Source organism: Actinoalloteichus caeruleus DSM 43889 (assembly GCF_000429185.2).
In the GTDB taxonomy this organism is placed as follows: Bacteria; Actinomycetota; Actinomycetes; order Mycobacteriales; family Pseudonocardiaceae; genus Actinoalloteichus_B; species Actinoalloteichus_B caeruleus.
Genome location: NZ_AUBJ02000001.1, coordinates 5,319,044 through 5,337,730, shown reverse-complemented (window position 1 = coordinate 5,337,730; position 18,687 = coordinate 5,319,044). Strand labels below are relative to the sequence as shown.

At 71.2% G+C, this 18,687-nt stretch carries 12 protein-coding genes; 3 read left to right on the top strand and 9 right to left on the bottom strand.

The genetic code is table 11. The features are described from left to right. Positions 1 to 615: 615 nt before the first annotated feature. The 4 genes from G443_RS21750 to G443_RS21735 form a co-directional block, all read right to left on the bottom strand. Positions 616 to 2,046 (bottom strand): GH1 family beta-glucosidase, encoded by a 1,431-nt coding sequence (locus tag G443_RS21750; RefSeq protein WP_026418579.1) that lies wholly within the window; start codon positions 2,044 to 2,046, stop codon positions 616 to 618. 172 nt (positions 2,047 to 2,218) lie between these two features. Continuing rightward, on the bottom strand, positions 2,219 to 3,109 hold the full coding sequence (locus tag G443_RS21745; RefSeq protein WP_026418580.1) for a carbohydrate ABC transporter permease: 891 nt from the start codon (positions 3,107 to 3,109) through the stop codon (positions 2,219 to 2,221). Further along, entirely contained in the window at positions 3,106 to 4,029 is a 924-nt protein-coding gene (locus G443_RS21740) for a carbohydrate ABC transporter permease (RefSeq protein ID WP_162182577.1), read from the bottom strand. Before G443_RS21740 ends, G443_RS21745 begins: the two co-directional genes overlap by 4 nt. Positions 4,030 to 4,213: 184 nt before the next feature. After that, a complete protein-coding gene (locus G443_RS21735; RefSeq protein WP_372492997.1) occupies positions 4,214 to 5,506 on the bottom strand; it encodes an ABC transporter substrate-binding protein in 1,293 nt (430 codons plus the stop codon). 544 nt (positions 5,507 to 6,050) lie between these two features. On the opposite strand from G443_RS21735, the gene G443_RS21730 reads away from it, so the two are divergent. After that, a complete protein-coding gene (locus tag G443_RS21730) occupies positions 6,051 to 7,085 on the top strand; it encodes a LacI family DNA-binding transcriptional regulator (RefSeq protein ID WP_026418583.1) in 1,035 nt (344 codons plus the stop codon). 101 nt (positions 7,086 to 7,186) lie between these two features. Here the strand turns inward: G443_RS21730 and G443_RS21725 are convergent, their stop codons facing one another. From G443_RS21725 to G443_RS21715, 3 genes are all read right to left on the bottom strand, one after another. Continuing rightward, positions 7,187 to 9,226 carry a glycoside hydrolase family 48 protein gene (locus G443_RS21725; protein WP_026418584.1) on the bottom strand — a complete coding sequence of 680 codons (2,040 nt, stop codon included), beginning with the start codon at positions 9,224 to 9,226 and terminating at the stop codon, positions 7,187 to 7,189. Positions 9,227 to 9,501: 275 nt separating this feature from the next. Further along, entirely contained in the window at positions 9,502 to 11,001 is a 1,500-nt protein-coding gene (locus G443_RS21720) for a glycoside hydrolase family 9 protein (RefSeq protein ID WP_026418585.1), read from the bottom strand. An 873-nt stretch (positions 11,002 to 11,874) separates the two neighbouring features. Further along, positions 11,875 to 12,303 carry an uL11 family ribosomal protein gene (locus G443_RS21715; RefSeq protein WP_026418586.1) on the bottom strand — a complete coding sequence of 143 codons (429 nt, stop codon included), beginning with the start codon at positions 12,301 to 12,303 and terminating at the stop codon, positions 11,875 to 11,877. A 695-nt stretch (positions 12,304 to 12,998) separates the two neighbouring features. Here G443_RS21715 and G443_RS21710 point away from each other — a divergent pair. Beyond that, positions 12,999 to 14,318 carry an acyltransferase family protein gene (locus tag G443_RS21710; protein WP_026418587.1) on the top strand — a complete coding sequence of 440 codons (1,320 nt, stop codon included), beginning with the start codon at positions 12,999 to 13,001 and terminating at the stop codon, positions 14,316 to 14,318. 79 nt (positions 14,319 to 14,397) lie between these two features. On the opposite strand, the gene G443_RS21705 is transcribed toward G443_RS21710, so the two are convergent. After that, on the bottom strand, positions 14,398 to 15,033 hold the full coding sequence (locus G443_RS21705) for an NADPH-dependent F420 reductase (RefSeq protein WP_026418588.1): 636 nt from the start codon (positions 15,031 to 15,033) through the stop codon (positions 14,398 to 14,400). A 794-nt stretch (positions 15,034 to 15,827) separates the two neighbouring features. Here G443_RS21705 and G443_RS21700 point away from each other — a divergent pair. Beyond that, positions 15,828 to 17,267 carry a neutral zinc metallopeptidase gene (locus G443_RS21700; RefSeq protein WP_026418589.1) on the top strand — a complete coding sequence of 480 codons (1,440 nt, stop codon included), beginning with the start codon at positions 15,828 to 15,830 and terminating at the stop codon, positions 17,265 to 17,267. A 363-nt stretch (positions 17,268 to 17,630) separates the two neighbouring features. Here the strand turns inward: G443_RS21700 and G443_RS21695 are convergent, their stop codons facing one another. Then, the gene (locus tag G443_RS21695; protein ID WP_211237508.1) at positions 17,631 to 18,632 is read right to left on the bottom strand and encodes a tetratricopeptide repeat protein; all 1,002 of its coding nucleotides are present in this window, start codon (positions 18,630 to 18,632) and stop codon (positions 17,631 to 17,633) included. Positions 18,633 to 18,687 lie beyond the last annotated feature (55 nt).

Genomic DNA, 18,687 nt, shown 5'->3' with positions numbered 1-18,687 from the left:
TGAACCTGGCCCTGATGATCTCGCGAACGGGCACGCAGGGCACCCGATTGGTGACACGGAGCGGTCACACTTCCCGCGCGGTGCGCGCGAGCGGCTCCCCCCGGGCACGGGAGGATTCCTCCGGAGGAGGGAGTCGGGAACCGGTTGTCACCCCGACTGACGATCATCGGGGGAACGCCCTGGACGCGGTCGTCGCCACCGCCACCGGGTCCCGGGCACCTCGGGCGGCCCCGGCCGCACCGGGCTCGGGGCGCGCGGGGCGTCGGCGCGGCGGGTGCGCCGGGAGGACCCGGCCCGTGCCGGGGACGGCGTCCGGGCGGCACCTCCGGCACCGAGCGCGGTCCACGGGACGTCCAGCGGCGCTCCGGCGGCTGGTCGGTCCCGCTCGGGACCGGCCCGACCGGGAGCTCCCGCCGGGTGGCGGGAGGGGCGCTGGCCCTCGCCCGTGGAACTCGCCGACCGGGAGCCGGCGCGAGCCGGAGGGAGCGGACGAGCGGTGGGGCGGTGTGTTCCGGGTGGCGGCCTCCCCGGTCCGCCGACTTCGGTGGATGGCGGGCGGGGGCACCCGGGTCATGACCCTCGGGCGCCCCCGCGCCGGCCCGGCCGCGCCTGTCCTCAGTCGCCGGAGCCGGGTATCCCGTTGGCCTTGATCACGCGGGCGAAGAACCTGCCGCTGTCCTTGACGGTCCGTTCCTGCGTCTTGTAGTCGACGTGGACGACACCGAACCGCTGGTCGTAGCCCCAGGCCCACTCGAAGTTGTCCAGCAGCGACCAGCAGCAGTACCCGCGCAGGTCGACGCCCTGCTCGATGGCGTCGTGCACGGCTCGCAGGTGCCCGTCGAGGTACCGGGTGCGGTCCTCGTCATGGACCTGGCCGTCCTCCGCCACCGTGTCCAGGTAGGCCGCGCCGTTCTCCGTGACGTAGAGCGGAACGCCCGGGTACTCCCGGTGCAGTCGCAGCAACAGGTCGGTCAGCCCCCGGGGGTCGACCGGCCAACCCATCGCGGTCCTGGGCAGGTCGCGCTCGGGATTGCTGAAGGGGGCCGCGCCCACGAGGGGTGTGGGACGTCCGTCCAGCGAGGGCGCCTCCGTCCCGCCGTGCCCGGAGACGACCTCGTCGTGGTAGAAGTTCACGCCCAACAGGTCGATCGGCTGGGAGATGAGCTTCAGGTCACCGTCCCGCACGAGTTCGGAGAACCCGAACTGGTCGAACTGCGTGTGGGCGTCCTCCGGGTACTCGCCCCGGAACAGCGGATCGAGGAAGACGCGGTTGCGCACCAGGTCCACCCGCCTGGCGGCGGCGACGTCCACCGGGTCGTCCGGGTCCGCCGGCACGATGGGCGCGGGGTTCAGCGTGATGCCCAGCTTGACGTCGGGCCGCCGCGCCCTGATCAGCGCCGTGCCGAGACCGTGGGCCACCAGCAGGTGGTGCACGGCGGCGACCGCGGCGTCCGGCTCGGTCCGCCCCGGGGCGTGCTCTCCGGAGGCGTACCCGAGGAACGCCGCGCAGAAGGGCTCGTTCAGCGTGGTCCAGTAGGGCACCCGGTCACCGAGCGCGGTGACCACCGTGTCGGCGTACTCGGCGAAGCGGTAGGCGGTGTCCCGGTTCGTCCACCCGCCCCGTTCCTCCAGGGCCTGCGGGAGGTCCCAGTGGTAGAGGGTGATCCACGGAACGATGTCGCGTTCCAGCAGCTCGTCGACCAGACCCCGGTAGAAGTCCAGGCCCCGCTGGTTGACCGACCCACCGTCCGGTCGCACCCGCGGCCACGCGACGGAGAACCGGTAGGTGGCCAGTCCGAGATCCGCCATCAGCGCGACGTCCTCGGACACCCGGCGGTAGTGGTCCGCCGCCGGGTCACCGGTGTCCGCGTTGGCCACCGCGCCGGGTTTCCTGCAGAGGACGTCCCAGATGGAGTCGGTGCGCCCGTCGGCGGTGGTGGAGCCCTCGATCTGGAAGGACGCGGTGGACGCTCCCCAGAGGAATCCCTCCGGGAACGTGATGGCGGCCGAACTCGCGGCCGGGTCCTGGGCAGTGTGTTCCGTCATCTCGTTGTGGGGGCGCGCCGTCCCCGGCCGATCGCCGGGGAGCGCCCCTCGCCTCCGTCCTTGGCTCGGTGTTGCTCGCTGGTGTGTCTGCGGCGGAGAGATCAGGTGAACCCCGCGGGGAAGGCGCCGACCGGAGGCGCGTCCGGTCGGCGGTCGGGCCCCGCGGGCCCGCTCATCCCTTCACCGCTCCCTGGGCGATGTTGGCGACGATCTGCTTCCCGAAGATGACGAAGACCAGGAGGATCGGGATCGTGGCCAGCGTCGTCCCGGCCAGCACCAGCGAGTAGTTGGTGTAGTAGCCGGCCTGGAGCCGTTCCAGGGCCACCTGCACGGTCGGGTTCTGCGCGTCCAGGACCACGAGGGGCCAGAGGAAGTCGTTCCAGGAGTGCATGAAGGTGAACAGGCCGAGGATCGCGGCCGCGGGGCGGGCGATCGGCAGGACCACGTGCCAGAAGGTCCTGATCATGCTGCACCCATCGACCCTCGCGGCCTCCAGCAGTTCGTGGGGCAGCGCTCCGACCAGGTACTGGCGCATCCAGAACACGCCGAACGCGGTCACGAGGTTCGGGACGATCACGGCGGCGAGCTGGCCCTGCCAGCCGTAGGAGGTCATCGCGATGTAGAGGGGGATGATGCCCAGCTGGGTGGGTACCGCCAGCGTGGCGACCACGAAGGCGAACAGGGCGCCGCTCCCCCTGAACCGCAGCCGGGCGAAGGCGTAGCCGGCGAGGGTCCCGAAGAGCACCACCGAGACCGTCACCGTGGTGGCCACGATCAGGCTGTTGCCCAACGCCAGCCAGAAGGGAACGGTGTCGAACACCTCGGCGGCGTGGGAGAAGAAGTTCGCACCGGGCAGCAGGGGTGGGATGCGTTCCCGCACCACGGAGCTCTCGTGGCTGGCGACGATGAACGACCACCAGAGCGGGAAGACCGACCCGAGGACGAACGCGAGCAGCAGGCCGTAGGTCAGGAAGCGCGGCCGGCTGATCAGGGAGGCGTGTTCTCCTCCCTCGGACGCGCGGCGTCGGGTCCTCGGTGGCCGGGGAGCGGTCTGGGTACTCATCGACGTTCCTCCCCGGTCGAGGCGATCCGGCGGGTGATCAGGAAGTTGATCAGCGCGATCACGACGATCAGCAGGAACAGCGTCCAGGCGATCGCCGAGGCGTACCCGAGGTCGAAACGCTCGAATCCGGCCTGGTACATGAACAGGGTGATGGTCTGGAACTGGTTGTCCGACCCGCCGTTGTTCGAGCCCGGGATGTCGCTGAACAGCTTGGGCTCGGTGAAGATCTGGAGACCACCGATGGTCGAGGTGATCACGACGAAGATCAGCGTGGGCCGCAGCAGCGGCATCGTGACGCTGAAGAACCGGCGGAAGGGCCCGGCCCCGTCGACGACCGCGGCCTCGTAGAGGTCCCGGGGGATGGCCTGCATGGCGGCCAGGATGATGAGCGCGTTGTACCCGGTCCACCGCCAGTTCACCATCGTGGCGATGGCGACGTGGCTGGCGAAGCGGTCGCTGTGCCAGTTGATCCGGTCGAAACCGAAGAACTCCAGCACGTTGTTGATCAGACCGTAGTTGTGCCCGAACAGGTTGCTGAAGATGATGCCCAGGGCGACGAGGCTCACCACGTACGGGATCAGCACGCTGACGCGGAAGCCGGTGCGGGCGCGGATCCTCGCGTCCAGCAGCACGGCCAGCAGCACCGCGATCACCAGCTGCGGACCGGTGGACAGCAGGAAGATGCTGATGGTGTTGACCAGCGCCTTCCAGAACTGGTCCGACTCGATCAGCCTGGCGTAGTTGTCGAGCCCCACGAACTGCTGTTCGTCCGCCAGCATGTCCCAGTCGAACAGCGAGACGTAGGCGGTGAAGAGCAGCGGGAACAGGCCGACCAGGCCGAAGACGATGAAGAACGGCGCGATGTAGAAGTAGGGCGCCGACTTGACGTCGAAGCGGTAGAGGCGCTGTCGCAGGGTCAGGTCGTTCTTACCGGAGCCTGAACGGCCTCCGGGCGGTGGAGACGGTTTCCGGGACACCTCGGCGGTCTCGGAGCGCAGATCGGCCAACTCCCCTCCTCGGTAGGGGCTGCGCGGACGCGGCGGACGGATGACGGTCGTGGAGCGGACGGGGCGCCGTCACGGCGCCCCGTCCGGGAGGTCGCGGTCAGCCCTCCAGTTCGTTGGCGCCGCGTACCGCCTGCTCCCACGCCTCGTCCGGGCTGGCCAGTCCCTGCTCGATGGTCTGGATGGCCGGTCCGAAGACGTTGTCCTGCAGGTCGCCGTCGCTCGGGCCCTTGTACTGCGCCCGCTCGATCCGCTTGGCCGCCTCCGAGAAGAGCGGTCCGACGTCCGGGGTGGCGAAGTAGTCGTCGCGGTGCTCCAGCAGCTCCTCCATGTCGAGGGCCTCGACCTGCGCCGGGAACGGGCCCTCCGCCACGAAGGCGCGGATCTGCTGCTCGGGGGCGGTGAGCCAGGCCGCCAGCTCCGCCGCCTCCTCGGGGTGCTCGCTCTGGGTGGGCACCGTCAGGTAGGTGCCGCCCCAGTTGCCGCCGCCGTCGGGGAAGGTCGGGCTGATGGCCCACTGCCCGGCGTGCTCCTCGCCGGAGTGCTCCTTGATCGGCCCCATCATCCACGCGGGGCAGGTCTTGGTCGCGAACGCCGAGTCGGCGAACCCGCTCTCCCACTCGTTGCTGAACGCCGCCAGCCCGGCGGACTGGCCGCCCTCGACCGCCGCGGTCATCCGGTCCCAGTTGTGCCGGACGTCCTCGTTGCTCTCGACGATCAGGTTGTCCTCGGCGTCGTAGTAGCCGAACTCGAGCTGGTTGTTCATGGCGTTGAAGACCTGGCTGCCGTTGTCGAACCAGGCGGAGCCGATGTCGGCCGAGGTGAACTCGTCGCCGGCCTCGAAGTAGGCCTCCCAGGTCTCGAACAGGGGAGCCACCTCCTCCGGGTCGGAGGGCAGGCCAGCCTCCTCGAAGAGGTCCTGTCGGTAGCACATCGCCAGCGGGCCCATGTCGGTCCCATAGCCGATCAACCGGCCCTCGGCGTCCTGACCGCCGGCGTACTTCCACTCCTGCCAGCGGTCCTCGAGCCCCTCGGGACCGATCTCGGTGAGGTCGTTGAAGCGGGAGGAGGCACCCCGGGCCCGGGCCATGTGCCCCTCCTCCACGGCCTCGATGTCGGACAGTCCCGATCCGGCGCCGAGCTTCTGGAACAGGTTCTGGTGGTGGGCGGGGGACCGTCCCGTGTGCTGCTGGACGATGGTGATGCCCGGGTTCTGCTCCTCGTACTCCTCCAGCAGGGCCTCGTAGCCCATCGAGCCGAAGGTCGCGATGGTCAGCTCGATCTCACCGTCGGCGCCGCCACCACCTCCCCCGCCACCACCGCACGAGGCCAGCGTCAGCACGGCCGCCATCCCGGCCGAAACGGTCAGCGTTGTCCTGGATAAGTGACGCATCGTTGAATCACGCACCTCGAACTCCCTGTTGGTGGGTGCGACGGTCGACCTGCTCGAGGAACGACGGCGCCACACCTCATGTGAGCGCTCCCAAATTCGCTTGACCAGTCTTCGAGTGACACGCCCCACTGTCAAGCACTGTTGCAGGCCCGTGACCTGAAGATCACGCTCCGGGGTCGACCCACCCATCGAAACCGCACGCTGACCTGCTCGAAAAGTCCTCGATGGAGGGACAAACGAACCAGTGGTCCTTTGTGGTCACCCTCCAACGTGGCGCTCGTCGCTTGCCCCGGCGCCAACTAGCCCGGGAGCGCTCTCACGAGTAGGCTCGACGCGGGGCCTCACGCACCGTGACCACTCCACCACCAGGGCGTTCGTCGTCTCGGTTCCAGTGGTCCGGGTGGCCTACCATCGGCGGTAGGAGCGCTCACACCCACCACGGGGGCGGGGCGGGGAGCACCTCGCTGGCCCACCACCAGTCGGTTGGCCAGCGGGGCTCGGAACGGCCCCTTGGGTAGGCGCTAGTCGGGGAGGTACATCAGTGGTGGAAGCCACACGCAGCGGGAACGGGAGTGCCCGTCCCACCCTGGAACAGGTGGCGGCGGCCGCGGGGGTGTCCCGGGGGACGGTCTCCCGTGTGGTCAACGGTTCCCCCCAGGTCAGCGAGGCCGCTCGAGCGTCGGTGCTGGAGGCCGTGCAGCAACTGGGTTACGTTCCCAACCGGGCCGCCAGGAGCCTCGCCACCCGTCGCGCCGACTCGGTGGCCTTCGTCGTCTCCGAACCGGAGTCCCGCGTCTTCACCGAGCCCTTCTTCGGCAGTCTGCTGCGGGGTGTCAGCAAGGAACTGTCCGCCAGCGGTCTCCAACTGGTGCTGGTGATGGCCTGGACCGCCCGGGAACACGCCCAGGTCGAGCAGTACGTCCGCAACGGTCACGTCGACGGGGCCGTCCTGGTCTCCGTGCACGGGGACGATCCGCTGCCGTGGCGGCTGATGGAGAACGGCACGCCGGTGGTCATGTCCGGCCGTCCGCAGCTCTCACACCCCTCCCTCCCCTACGTCGACTCCGACAACGTCGAGGGCGCGCGCGCCGCGACCGCCCATCTCTACGAGCGCGGTCGCCGCCGCATCGCGGCGATCACCGGACCGCAGGACATGTCGGTGGGGGTGGACCGGCTCGCCGGCTACCGCAAGGCCCTCCGCGGGCGGCGGGGAGTCCCCCGCGACCTGTGCGCCTTCGGCGACTTCAGCCAGGAGAGCGGCGAACGGGCGATGCGCCAGCTGCTCGAACGCGACCCCGAGCTGGACGCCGTGTTCGCCGCGAGCGACATGATGGCCGTCGGCGCGTTGCGCGCGCTGCGGGCGGCCGGGCGACGGGTCCCGGACGACGTCGCCATCATCGGGTTCGACGACTCCGAGACGGCCAGGCACACCGACCCCCCACTGACCTCGGTACGACAGCCGACGGAACTGATGGGGCGCGAGATGACCCGCATGCTGTTGACCCTCATCGAGGGCGGGAGCACGACCAGCGAACCGGTCATCCTCCCCAACGAGCTGGTGTTGCGCGGCTCGGTGTGAGCCGGCGCCCGACCCGGACCAGGTCGACCCCGGCAGGCCACCCAGGACGGAGTGGGGCGCCACCCGCTCGCCGTTGAGCGGATGGCGCCCCGGTCAACGGGTCAGCCGAAGAGTTCGGCGTGGGTCGCGAAGGCGGTCGCGATGTCCGTCTGCGCCCAGAACCGGTGGTAGGTGAAGGTCGGCGCCGGTCCGCCGTCCAGGTAGGCCTGCACCTGCGGCCAGTCGGGGTCGTCCTGGTAGAAGCTGCGGATGGACCCGAAGGTGGAGTCGGAGTCGATCACGTCCCCGTTGGGCATCGTGCCGGTCCAGCCGTTGGGGATGTAGAGCTGCTGGTCCCCGGTCTCATCGAACCGCGAGTAGTCCTCCCGGGTCTCCTCGGTGGCGATACCGAGGTCGGTCTGGTTCGCCAACAGCGCGTCGAGCAGCCCCTCCCCGGTCGCCAGGGCGGCGCTGTCGCCGGTGGCGGCCGCGTAGTAGAGCAGCGTCTTGGCCAGACCCGCGGCCACGCCGACGTCCTGGCTCTGGTCCACCACGCTCACCCGCAGCGACGCGTTGTCACCGGGGTTGGCGGCGTCCCAGGTGTCGGGCTCCCCGCTCCACGAGAGGTTGCTCGGCACCCCGAAGTCGCCCCCGGTTCCGACCGTGGTGTGCTCGATGGCCCAGGGGATCCAGTTGTCGAGGATCTCGCCGGCGCGCTCGTCGCCGGTGATGTGGTGGTACTGGGCAACCCGCTCCATGTCCCACACCTGGAAACCGAACCAGTTGTTGCTCGGCGGGTCGTTCCACACCGGCTGCCAGTCGTAGGCCATCCCGTAGAAGGTGGGGTGGTCCGCTCCAGGGTCGGAGTAGTCGCCCTGCCAGCTGTTGGTGGCGCCGCCGGCGATGCCACCGTCGGCGGACTGGAGCCACCGCAGGAACTCCAGTTGGCGGTCGAGGCTGGTGGCCCAGTCCTCCTGGGCGGTCGGTGACTCGGGGATCAGCCCGTCGACCTCGGACAGCGCCCAGGCGGCCAGGACGTTCTGGTAGCCCTGGTGGGAGGCGCTGGAGCCGATGCGGAACGCCCACGGGTACTGGGCGTCGGCCAGGGCCCCGCCCCACGAGTAGTACCAGGACAGCAGGTAGTGCGCGCTGTCCTTGCCCTGCGCTCCCGGGCACCCGGTCTCGCTGGTGCAGTCGCCGATCTGCTTGAAGTACTTGTCGTACATCGAGTACCGCAGGTAGTCACCCATCTTCGCGGCGTCGGCCACGGTGTCGGCGACCGCTCCCGCCTGCCCCTGCTCCTCGGCCCAGGTCTGCGCCAGGTAGGCGACCTGGACGGCCCTGGCGTCGGCGTCGGGGGCGTTGGTGTAGCGCCACTGCGGGGAGTAGGCCTGGTCGTCGGTGAAGAGGTCGAGGAAGCCGTTCTCCCCGCCGAACTCGAAGGTCTCGCAGGAGGGGTGCGGAACGGTCTCCCACACCGACTCGCCCGAACCGCGCTGGTAGGTGTTGATGAAGGCCGGCTCGTCGTCGGTCCCGTCGCCGCAGAAGCCGTAGCCGTAGACGTTGTCCACGTCGAGCAGCCAGTGCATGCCGTAGATCTCGTCGGTGCCGTAGGTGGCGCTCAGCTCGCTGGCCAGCGGGTCCTCACCGACCGGCACGTCCTGGCGGAGCAGTGCGGGGTACTGCGTGGGCGAGGGGTGCTCGGCCGCGTAGGTCGCGGGGCTCCCGGGGTCGTAGGAGGAGTTCGTCGGTTGGTCCTCGGTCCCCGGGATGGCGAAGCGCTCCAGCGACTCCCAGGCCGCGTTGAACGGCTCCCAGTCGCCGGTCACCCTGCCGTAGCTCGCCTCCAGCCACAGGTAGTAGCTGAACGCCTCGGAGGTGGTCTGGTGGCCGTGGTCGGGTGCCTCCACCAACAACGTCTCGACCGAGTGGTAGGGCACCAGCAGCCCGTCGAACTCGCGGAAGTAGCCGCTGGCCGGGTCCTTGATCTTCTCGTACTGGTCGAGGAAGGCCGCCTCGTACTCGGAGGGCTGGCGGGGCTCGACCTCGACGTCGGCCGGCAGGTCGTCGGCCGGGGCGCCGCCGAAGGCCGCCCCCGAGGTCACCGGCACCATCGCGGTGGTCAGGAGGGCCGCCGCCGCGAGGACGGGCGCCTTTCTCACCGACCTCCGCCGTAACGTGGACGCTGTCATGGCAGGGATGTCCTCCACTCGTCACTGGACCTTCACCGGGAACGGGCGCTCCCGGGCGAGCGCCTCCCTCCGGGCAGACGGGTCCCCGCAGTCGCGGTCAACCGGTTCGTCTCCGCCGCCGGATCGAATGAGCGCTCTCGTGCTGGATGACCGCGACTGGGGGTTGGGGTCCGGTGCGGAACGCGTGGGCGCGCAGCACGTTCCGCACCGGAGTCAGGAGGGCGGCCGACCGGCCACCGGTGTCCTCAGCCCGTGCCGCCACCGGAGGGCGGGAAGTCGGGCAGCGGGTCGCCGCCGTACTCGGCGTAGAGCTTGACCAGGGCCGAGGTGAACCCGGCGTTGTAGTCCAGGGCGACCTCGTTGGAGACGTAGTCGGTGCGGTCGTCCACGTACTGGTCGTCTGGCAGGGCCGGGCCGCCGACCAGCGCCCCGTACAACACGTGGGTGTTGGTCGCGGGGACGTCGATGTCGTCGGTGGTGGACCCGTGGGCGGAGCGGTGGTGGGGGTTGACCGGCGGGTTCTCACCGAAACCGACCACGTAGCTGGACTGGCGGGGGTTGTCGCCGAGGGCGTAGTCGACCTGGCGGACACCGAAGTCGTGGTACCGCTGGCGCAGCGCCGGGTCGCTCACCGTCTCGCTGTGCACCAGCGCGGCGAAGGCCGTCGTGGTCGCGTATCGGAGCGAGCCCCAGGTGTCGAGCACCGCCTGCCCGCCCGGGGAGTAGTCGACCCGGTCACCGTTGACCCCGACCGTCCAGAAGTCCAGCCACCGGTTGGCGTCCTCCACGTACCGCTGCTCGCCGGTGAGCTGGGCCATCAGCACGTAGCTGCCGTAGGCCTTGTCCGACCAGGACTGCGTCCAGCCGTAGGATTTCCAGCCGTTCGGGTCCGGCAACAGCTCGTACTCCTGACGAGCCTTGTCCAGGTAGGACCGCTCGCCGGTGGCGCGGTGGAGCCAGATGGCGCCCCAGACCAGCTCGTCCTGGTAGCCGCCCCAGGAGTTGTAGAAGTCCTGCGCGTTGGTGATGCAGTCGGAGTAGACACCTCGGTGGGTGTCGGCGAAGTCGTACAGCTGCCGCGCGTGCTCGACGAGGGTCTCCGCGTAGGCCGGGTCGGAGTCGGCGAACACGAGCGAGGACGCGGCGAGGGCCGCCGCCGTCTCCCCGGCGAGGTCGGAGCCGGGGCAGCTGGGGTCGATCCGGAAGGCGGGCCGTTCCATCGTCATCGCCTCGGCCGGCCCCCAGAAGGAATGGTCGAGATGGCCGTCGCCGACCTGTCCGTACAGCACGTCGGGTTCCGGGTGCGCCCGCAGGATGTAGTCGGTCCCCCAGCGCAGGTTGTCCCTGAGGTGTTCCAGCTGGCCCGACTCGGCGTACGCGTCGGGCTCCTCGACGGCTCCCCAGGCGAGCATCGTCATGGTGTAGGCGAACGGGAAGCCGAACTTCACGTGGTCCCCGGCGTCGTAGAACCCGCCGCTGAGGTCGAGGCCCACGTCGGAGCCGTCGTCCACGGCCGAGTCGCCGCGCCAGCTGACCCTGTTGTCGGCGGGCAGCACCCCGGAGCGCTGCGCGTCGTAGAACCAGATCGACTTCTGGAGTGCCTCACCGTAGTTGAACTGGCCGGTCCTCGGTTCCGCTCCGCCGGTGTCGGCCAGCGCGGGCGGGGTGGCTCCGAGCGCGGTCACCGTCAACAGCGAGATCGCTGCGGTCAGGCACGTACGTCTGCGTAACGGGCCGTTCGTCACGGCTACTCCTCACGTGAAACCTCGTCGGACGCGGGGCGTCGAGTCGATGAGACGTGTCGTGATGGGAGCGCTCCCAGGCCCTGATCGTAATTCTTGCGCAACACGGTGTAAACCCCGAATGTCGCGCAAAGTGATATTTCGCTTACCGCCCGCGACAGACGGGTGAGAGGGCTCCGCTGTCCGGCCGAGCACGAGCCTTTCCCTGCTCCGTTCGGTCGCGCACCCCGGCGCGCGGGGCGGCACCCGCTCGGCCGACGGCTCCCTACACCGGCCTACCCGGCGCGACCGACACCTGGGAGCGCTCCCAACTTTCGTCCCGTCGGTGGATCGGGAAGTGAGCCGAAGGCATGCCCCGGCCGTGGCGGTCGGCGCACGCCCGGACGAGGACGAAGCCCACCCGCCGCGCCGCGCCCCACGGCGCGCGGTGTTCGACTGACGTCGACGCCGCCCACTCGCACCGTTCGACACGGCGGCCACCGACCACGCGGGGTCCACCACCGGAAGCCGCGGGACCGGGCCGGGTGGCCCAGGGCGCGGGGAGGTAGCCGAGCCGGCGAACGGACCGACGCGGAACGGCGACATCGGGGACCCGCCCCGAGGTCAGTCGACCCCGGGACGAGGGGCTTGGCCGCCCCGCCCCTGGATTCGAGCCCCGGCCACCCCGGTGCGGGGCGGCACCGACGCCTCCCGTCGGTCCGCGCCCGAGGCCAGGCGACATCGACCGGACGAGGGACGAACGGGCGGGGAACCCGGGACGCCCGCGAGCAGGACGACCATCGCGCCGCCCCCCGGCGAACACCACACAGCCCGCCCGGGAGTACCCGGACGGGCTGTGTGCGGCACGTCGTCGCTCAGGCTGGACCGAACGACAGGTCAGTCGGCGACGGAGACGCCCATCGACCGCGCGGAACCGGTGACGACCTTGATGGCGGCCTCGATGCTGGTCGCGTTCAGGTCGGGCATCTTGCGCTCGGCGATCTGCCGAACCTGCTCCTGGGTCAGGGAGCCACCGGAGCCGTGGCCCGGCTTGGCGTGGCCCGTGGTGACCCCCAGGGCCTTGCGGATCAGGAAGCTCGTCGGCGGGGTCTTGTACCGCAGGGAGTAGCTGCGGTCCTCGTACACCGTGATGACCACGGGAGCGATCTCGCCACGCTGGGCCGAGGTGGCCTCGTCGTACTCGAGCTTGATCTGGCGGGTGTTCGCGCCGGTCGGGCCGAGCATCTTACCGAGGTCGACCATGGCAGCGTTGCCAGCTTCGAGCTCCAACGTCGCTTCGAACGTCTTACGCTGCTTGGGAGGCATAATCGAAAACCTTACCTTGTCAGAAATCCTGGCCTGTCGGCGTTCGGCACCGCAGGGCATCCTACGCCAGCGCTCATGGCGCACTCGGCGCGGGGCCGCACCATGCTGTCCAGGCAGTCGACATCGGGTCCGCGCCGTTCGCGGGTGGACAACGTCCCACGGGTCCCGGCGCGTGATCAGCCTGCCTCAGCCGAGGCGGTTCGCCGCGTTCCCGGTCAGCCTACCGCACGGGCCGGGCCCCTGGTGCGGGCGTCGAACGCGCACCCCCACGAGCCGCCCACCGCGCGGCCCGCGCGGTGGCCCCGGGTCCTCCCCCTGGTCCTCCCCCGGGAGCCCTCGACCGCGATGCCACGCGGCCCCGCCACCCGGTCGTGCGAGGTGCGCCGCGCACCGCGACTGACAGCGAGCGAACACCCCAACCTGGGGGATTCGACACCCACCAGGGGGTGAACAGCGATAACGAGGGGGTCGCGATTGGCTGGCCTCCGCGTCAGGGCCTCCGGTCATGCGGTAACTTCGGCCGCCACACGGCACCACAAGATCCGCGGCTGGCGAGAACGCCACCCGGCGGCTGCTGACGTCCCTCGTGCTGCTGCTCCACCACGGCCGCCCGCCCCCAGGGCGACGGGCCGGGCGGACGCGCCACGACGGTGGCAGTTGACAACCCGTGACCACATCCTCTGGGGAGTGAGAGCATGGCCAGCGTCCCGGCCGCACCGGCCGCAGGCACCGACCGCCCCAAGCGCCGGCAGACCAGCTGGGACCTGCTCCGCGGTTTCGCCATCATCTTCGTCATCGTCCAGCACGCGACCTGGGGCGGACCGTTCCTGGTGTCCGAACTGGAGCGGCGCCCGTGGGAGTTCAGCATCCAGTCGGGCGCGGCGATCATGATGATGATCTCCGGCTACTTCGTCTGCCAGACGCTGAGTTCCAAGGGCCCGGGAACACTGCTCCGGAACCGGTTGGCCCGGATGCTCCCGGCCTTCCTGGTCGCCACCCTCCTCACCCAGATCATCACCCACCTGATCGGCCCCGAGTCGCTCCAGCGCAGCTTCACCTCGATGATCGGCACCATGCTGGTGCTCCCCCCGGGTTTCGTCGAGGGGATCGCCAGGACCGACGGCAGCTACTGGACCGTGCCGGTGCAGATCATCATGTTCTGCGTCGCGGCGCTGCTGTGGCCGCGTCGGTGGGGGCACGGGTGGCGGCTGCACCTGGTGCTGGCGGCGGCCATCACCCTGCCGGTGGTGGCCAAGCTGACGCTCACCGAGCCGGGTCTGGCCCAGGAGGTCCGTTCCCTGCTGTCCGCCGGAGGCGCCTACCGGGCGCACCTGTTCGCCGCCGGCGCCGCCCTGTGGCTCTGGGGTAACCGGCGGGGGAACTGGGCGACGCTGTTGCTGGTGCCGGCGGCGGTGTGGGCCCACGAGTTCCACCACGACGACATCGACTCGACGTTGTGGGTCGCGATCGCCACCGTGGGCATCGCGCTCGCCGCCCGGGGCAAGGACTACTACCACCCGGTGATGCGGCCCATCATCTGGCTCGCCGGGATCTCCTACTGCGTCTACCTGGTCAACCACAACATCGGCTACAGCGTCATGTACCAGCTGTCCGAGGCGGGCTGGCCGCCCATGGCCCAGTCGGGTGCCATGCTCGTGGTGGCGGTCGTCCTGGGTTGGGCGTTGACCCGCCTCGTCGAGGAACCGGCGGCGAACTGGTTGCGCTCGGGCGGCCTCTGGTCACGGCGGAAGGCGGCGCGGGCGGCGGCCGCCGGCGGGTCGGCGACCCACGACACGGTGTCCCAGGACACGGAACGGGAGTCCACGGTCACGGCGACCCCCCAGGACCGCGAGCCGGTCAGCCACCTGAGCTGGGTGGACACGGCGAGCGGCGCCGAGGTCGGCCGGGTGGAGGCACCGGCCAGGGCCGTGGACGACGCGGGGAGGGCGTCCACGGACGACCCGGCGGCGTCCTCCCGGGCCGCGGCGACCGGCCCGGTGCCGAGGGTGGACTGACCTCCACCACCGTTCGGCGTCGGCCCGGCTCGACGGGCTCCGGCCAGCTCGGCCGGAGAGGGCCGGCACGAGCTCGAGCTCAGCCGACCATCCGCAGGGCGAAGGAGCTGTGCGCGGCGGTACCGAGTGCCCGGCGGACGACCAGGTGCAGCCGCCCCATCCCCTCCAGTTCCCGAGCCCCGCGCAGGCCGCCCGCGTTCAGCGGCAGCATCCCCGCCGCCCGGACCAGGGTGAAGAGATCGACCCGGGCCTGTTCGTCGTCCGTGGCGACGAAGACGTCCACCAGGCCCGGGCCGAGGAGCGCGCCGGCGGTGACGGTGTTGAACGCCTTCACCACCACGGTGCCCGCGGGGACCAGCCGGGCCAGTTCCTCCGCCGCCGACGCCGGACCCGGCTCCGGGGACGCACCCGCCCCGGGCAGCCCCTGGTCCGGGTTGCTCACGTCCACCAGCACGCGGCCGGGGAGGTGCTCCCCGTACTGGGCGATGATGGCGGGGGCCGCCGCGAAGGGGACCGCGAGAACCAGCAGGTCGGCGGTGACGGGGTCGCCGAGGGTCGCGGGTCGCACCGCGTGGTCGTCCCGCGCCACCGCGGTCACGAGCCGCTCGGCGGCGCGGGTCGTGCGCCCGTACACCGTGACGGAGTGGGCGGCCGGGGCCAGCCGACCGGCCAGCCCACGTGCCATCTCGCCGGCCCCGATGATCGCCACGTCCATGCCGTACCTCCCGACCTCGCTCGAGCGGACCGGTGCGTACCCATCACAACGCCTCGCCGGGCGCGCCGCAGGTTTCGTGCTCCCTGTGGGTGACTGTCCGTGATCAACCCCAGCCCTAGGGGGTCAGTCGAACGCGGTTGACGAGCCGGGGCGCCCTGGGCAACCCCCGGCCTTGGCCGACCGGAGCCCGCGACGCGCCGTGCCCGTTGTCCAGCAGCGACCGGGCCCGGCCCCATCCCGTGGCACCGAACCGCCGAGCGCGCGTTACCCAGCATCCAGTCACGGGCAGTACCCAGTGAATCTCTTTCCGATGAGGGGCCGCCGAGGCGCCCTGCGGGGTCGGACGCCGCCACCCGCCGCCATCCCGGGCGCCGAACGCCCCGGCCGTCCCGCGACGGGTCGACGGGGGTGCGAGGCGCGTTCGACCGCTCCCGGCCGAGGGCCCGCGACCCGGGCCCTCGTCGCGCAGGACAGCCCGTGGCACGGCGGACCGGTGTCGGTCGTGCCGCGGCTGCCCGCCAGCGGTGTCGTCTGGTTGGCCCCCTCCGACTGATCCGCTCGGACCCTCGGGTTCCCGGCCGCGCGTCCCGCCCCCTCGGCTGGCGAGGGACGTCGATCGCGCACCGCTCGGCGGCGGTGACGCACGGTCCCGCTGGGCGGCGAAAAGCGCGAAACCGACAGTGGACGCCGACCCGGGAAAGTAGCCTGCTGGCCCGGGAGATCCGCCTGTGCCACCGAGCCGGGTCGGAACCGCCTCCCGTCGTGGCCCAACCTCTGACAGGAGCAGCGTGGCAGTGGCCAGCTCATCCAGAACGCCGTCCCCCGCCAGGATCGTGGCCGCGCTCGTCGTGGGCCTGGTGGTCCTGGTGGCCTGCGGGCACCGGGAGGTCGTCGGGACGGCGTCGGCCCTGGAGCGGATCAGCCCGGACGAGGCGGCCGGGCTGCCCATCACGAGCGGCCCCAGCGGCCCGAGGGCCTCGACTCCCCCCATCAGGGCCACCGCCCTGAACAGCGACGGGGGCCCGCTGGACCAACTGGCGCTCGCCGCGGTGACCGACCTGTACGACTACTGGGAGGTCGAGTTCCCCGCGACCTTCCCAGGGCTGACCTTCGAACCGGTGGCGACGCTGCTGTCCTACGACGCGAACGGGCAGGGCGTTCTGGTGTGCGGCATGGACACGACGGGCGTGCCCAACGCCTTCTACTGCCCGTCGGACGACTCGATCGCCTGGGACCGGGGCGTCCTGCTCCCCGAGCTCCGCAACACCTTCAGCGAGATGGCGGTGGTCACGGTCATCGCCCACGAGATGGGGCACGCGGTCCAGTACAAGGCGGGTCAGATGGGGCCGGCGATGCCCACGATCCTCGCCGAGCAGCAGGCGGACTGCTACGCGGGCGCCTACTTCCGCTACGTCGCCGACGGGGAGTCCCCGTTCTTCGAGATCTCCACCGGCGAGGGACTGAACGCCATCCTCGCGACCCTGTTCTTCATCAGGGACCAGGCGGGGACGGACTACCTCGCACCCCGGGCCCACGGCAGTGCCTTCGACCGGGTCTCGGCGTTCACCTTCGGCTTCACCGACGGGCCGTCCCGCTGCGCGGAGATGGACATCGAGGAGTTGGAGGGGCGCATCACGCAGCTGGAGTTCGCGGAGGGCGACGCCAACTCCGGTGAACTGCCGATCGTGGAGGAGAACGTCGAACACGTCGCCGGTTCCCTCCGCGAGGTGTTCGCCCGGTTCGGCGACGGGCCGGCGCTGGACTACCAGGGCGTGTCGTGCGGGAACACCGCTCCGGTGGCGTTCTGCGAGGCGGAGGACGTGATCTCCCTGGACCTGGCGGCGCTCCAGGTGATCGGGACCGCACCGAGGCGGCAGGGCGACAGCGGTATCGGCGACTTCGCCGCGTTCGCCGAGATCGCCTCCCGGTACGCGCTCTGGGTCCAGGCACGGCAGGGGCTGCCGTTGCGCGGGGACGAGGCCGGGTTGCGCACGGCCTGCCTGGTCGGCGCGTGGGCCGGCGAACTGCTGCCGGACGGCGCGCCGCGACCAGGTCGGGTCCGGATCTCCCCCGGCGACCTGGACGAGGCGATCGCCGAGCTGCTCACGGAGGGGAGCCTGATCGCCGCGGACATCGACGGCGAGAGCATTCCCGCCGGTTTCGCCCGGGTGGAGTCGTTGCGCATCGGTTTCGAGGACGGGATGGACACCTGCCTCGACGAGTTCAGCGGGTGATCAGGCTCCGGCGCCGGGGGTGACCGACGGGTCCAGCCCATGGCCACCGGCTCCCACGCCCCGCACCGGGACGTCCGCCCGGGTCCCGACTTCTTCCTCGCCGCCACCCGCGAACCGGCTTGGCGGGCCGGGGTCGGCGGCCGCGCCCGGGCGGCTTGGTCCTCGACGGGCTCGCCCGGGGAGCGGTGGCGTGGGCGTCCGGCAGGCGGCCGACCTCGTGCGGAGGGCGTCCTCGCGCACACCTGCCACGGGGGCCGCCGGGCGACGCTGCGCGCGCCGGTCGCCACCGCCACCTCCGCCGCACGGGCCGGGGTGTGGTGGTTCATCCTCCTCGGCGAACCACCACACCCTTGGCGACGACGCTCAGAACAGCGCGCTGGCGAGCGCTCGCCGCGCCGCGACGACCCGCTCGTCGGAGGCGGGGAACAGTTCGAAGAGCTCGACGAGGTGTGTCCGGACCCGGTCGCGGTCCTCGCCGCTGGTCCGCCGGACCAGTTCGATCAGCCGGTCGAACGCCGCCACCTCCTGCTGGGCGGACAGCTCGTAGTCGGCCGCCGCCAACTGGGCGTCGACATCGTCGGGCGCGGCGGCGGCACGCTCGACCGAGGACGGGTCGGCAGCCTGCGCCCTGGCGAGGAAGCGGACCTGGTTGAGCGCGTCCCTGGCCTGCTCGTTGGCGGGCTCGGTGTCCAGGATGTGCTGGTACGCCCGCTCGGCCGCGTCGAAGTCACCCCTGTCCAACGCGGCCTCGGCCTCGGTGAACCGGGGGTCCTCCGGAACCTCCGGCTCGGTCGGCTCCTCCGCCGGGGTGGCACCCTGTTCGGCGGCGCTGATGCCCGGCAGCTTGTCGCGCAGCGCGTCGAGCAGCGAGCCGATCCACTCGCGGATCTGGGGCTCGGGCTGGGCGCCGGCGAAGGCGTCGACAGGCTGTCCCCCGGCGATGGCGACCACGGTCGGCACCGACTGGACCCCGAACACCTGGGCGATGCGCGGGTTGGCGTCAACGTCGACCTTCGCGAGCACCCAGGCGCCGTTCGCGGCAGCCGCCAGCTTCTCGAGCACCGGCGACAGCTGTTTGCACGGCCCGCACCAGGTGGCCCAGAGGTCGACGACCACCGGGACCTGGAGGGAGCGTTCCAGCACCGCCGTCTGGAAGTCGGCCTCCGTGACGTCGATGACGTGGGGGGAGGAGGTGCCGGGGGTCCCGTTCCCGGCACCGGGGCCCCCTGCCGGGGACGCCGGGGTCTGGGTCTGCTGCCTGGCCGCGTCGGCTCTGGCCTTCACTGCGGAAAGATCGACCGCACCGGACAGCGCGGCGGACAGAGCTGCGGTCTGGCGTGGATCTGGCCTCGTCACGTCCCCCATCCTGGCACGGAGCGCGGATCCCCCGCCGCGAGGTCAGCGATCCGGTTCCCGGAGG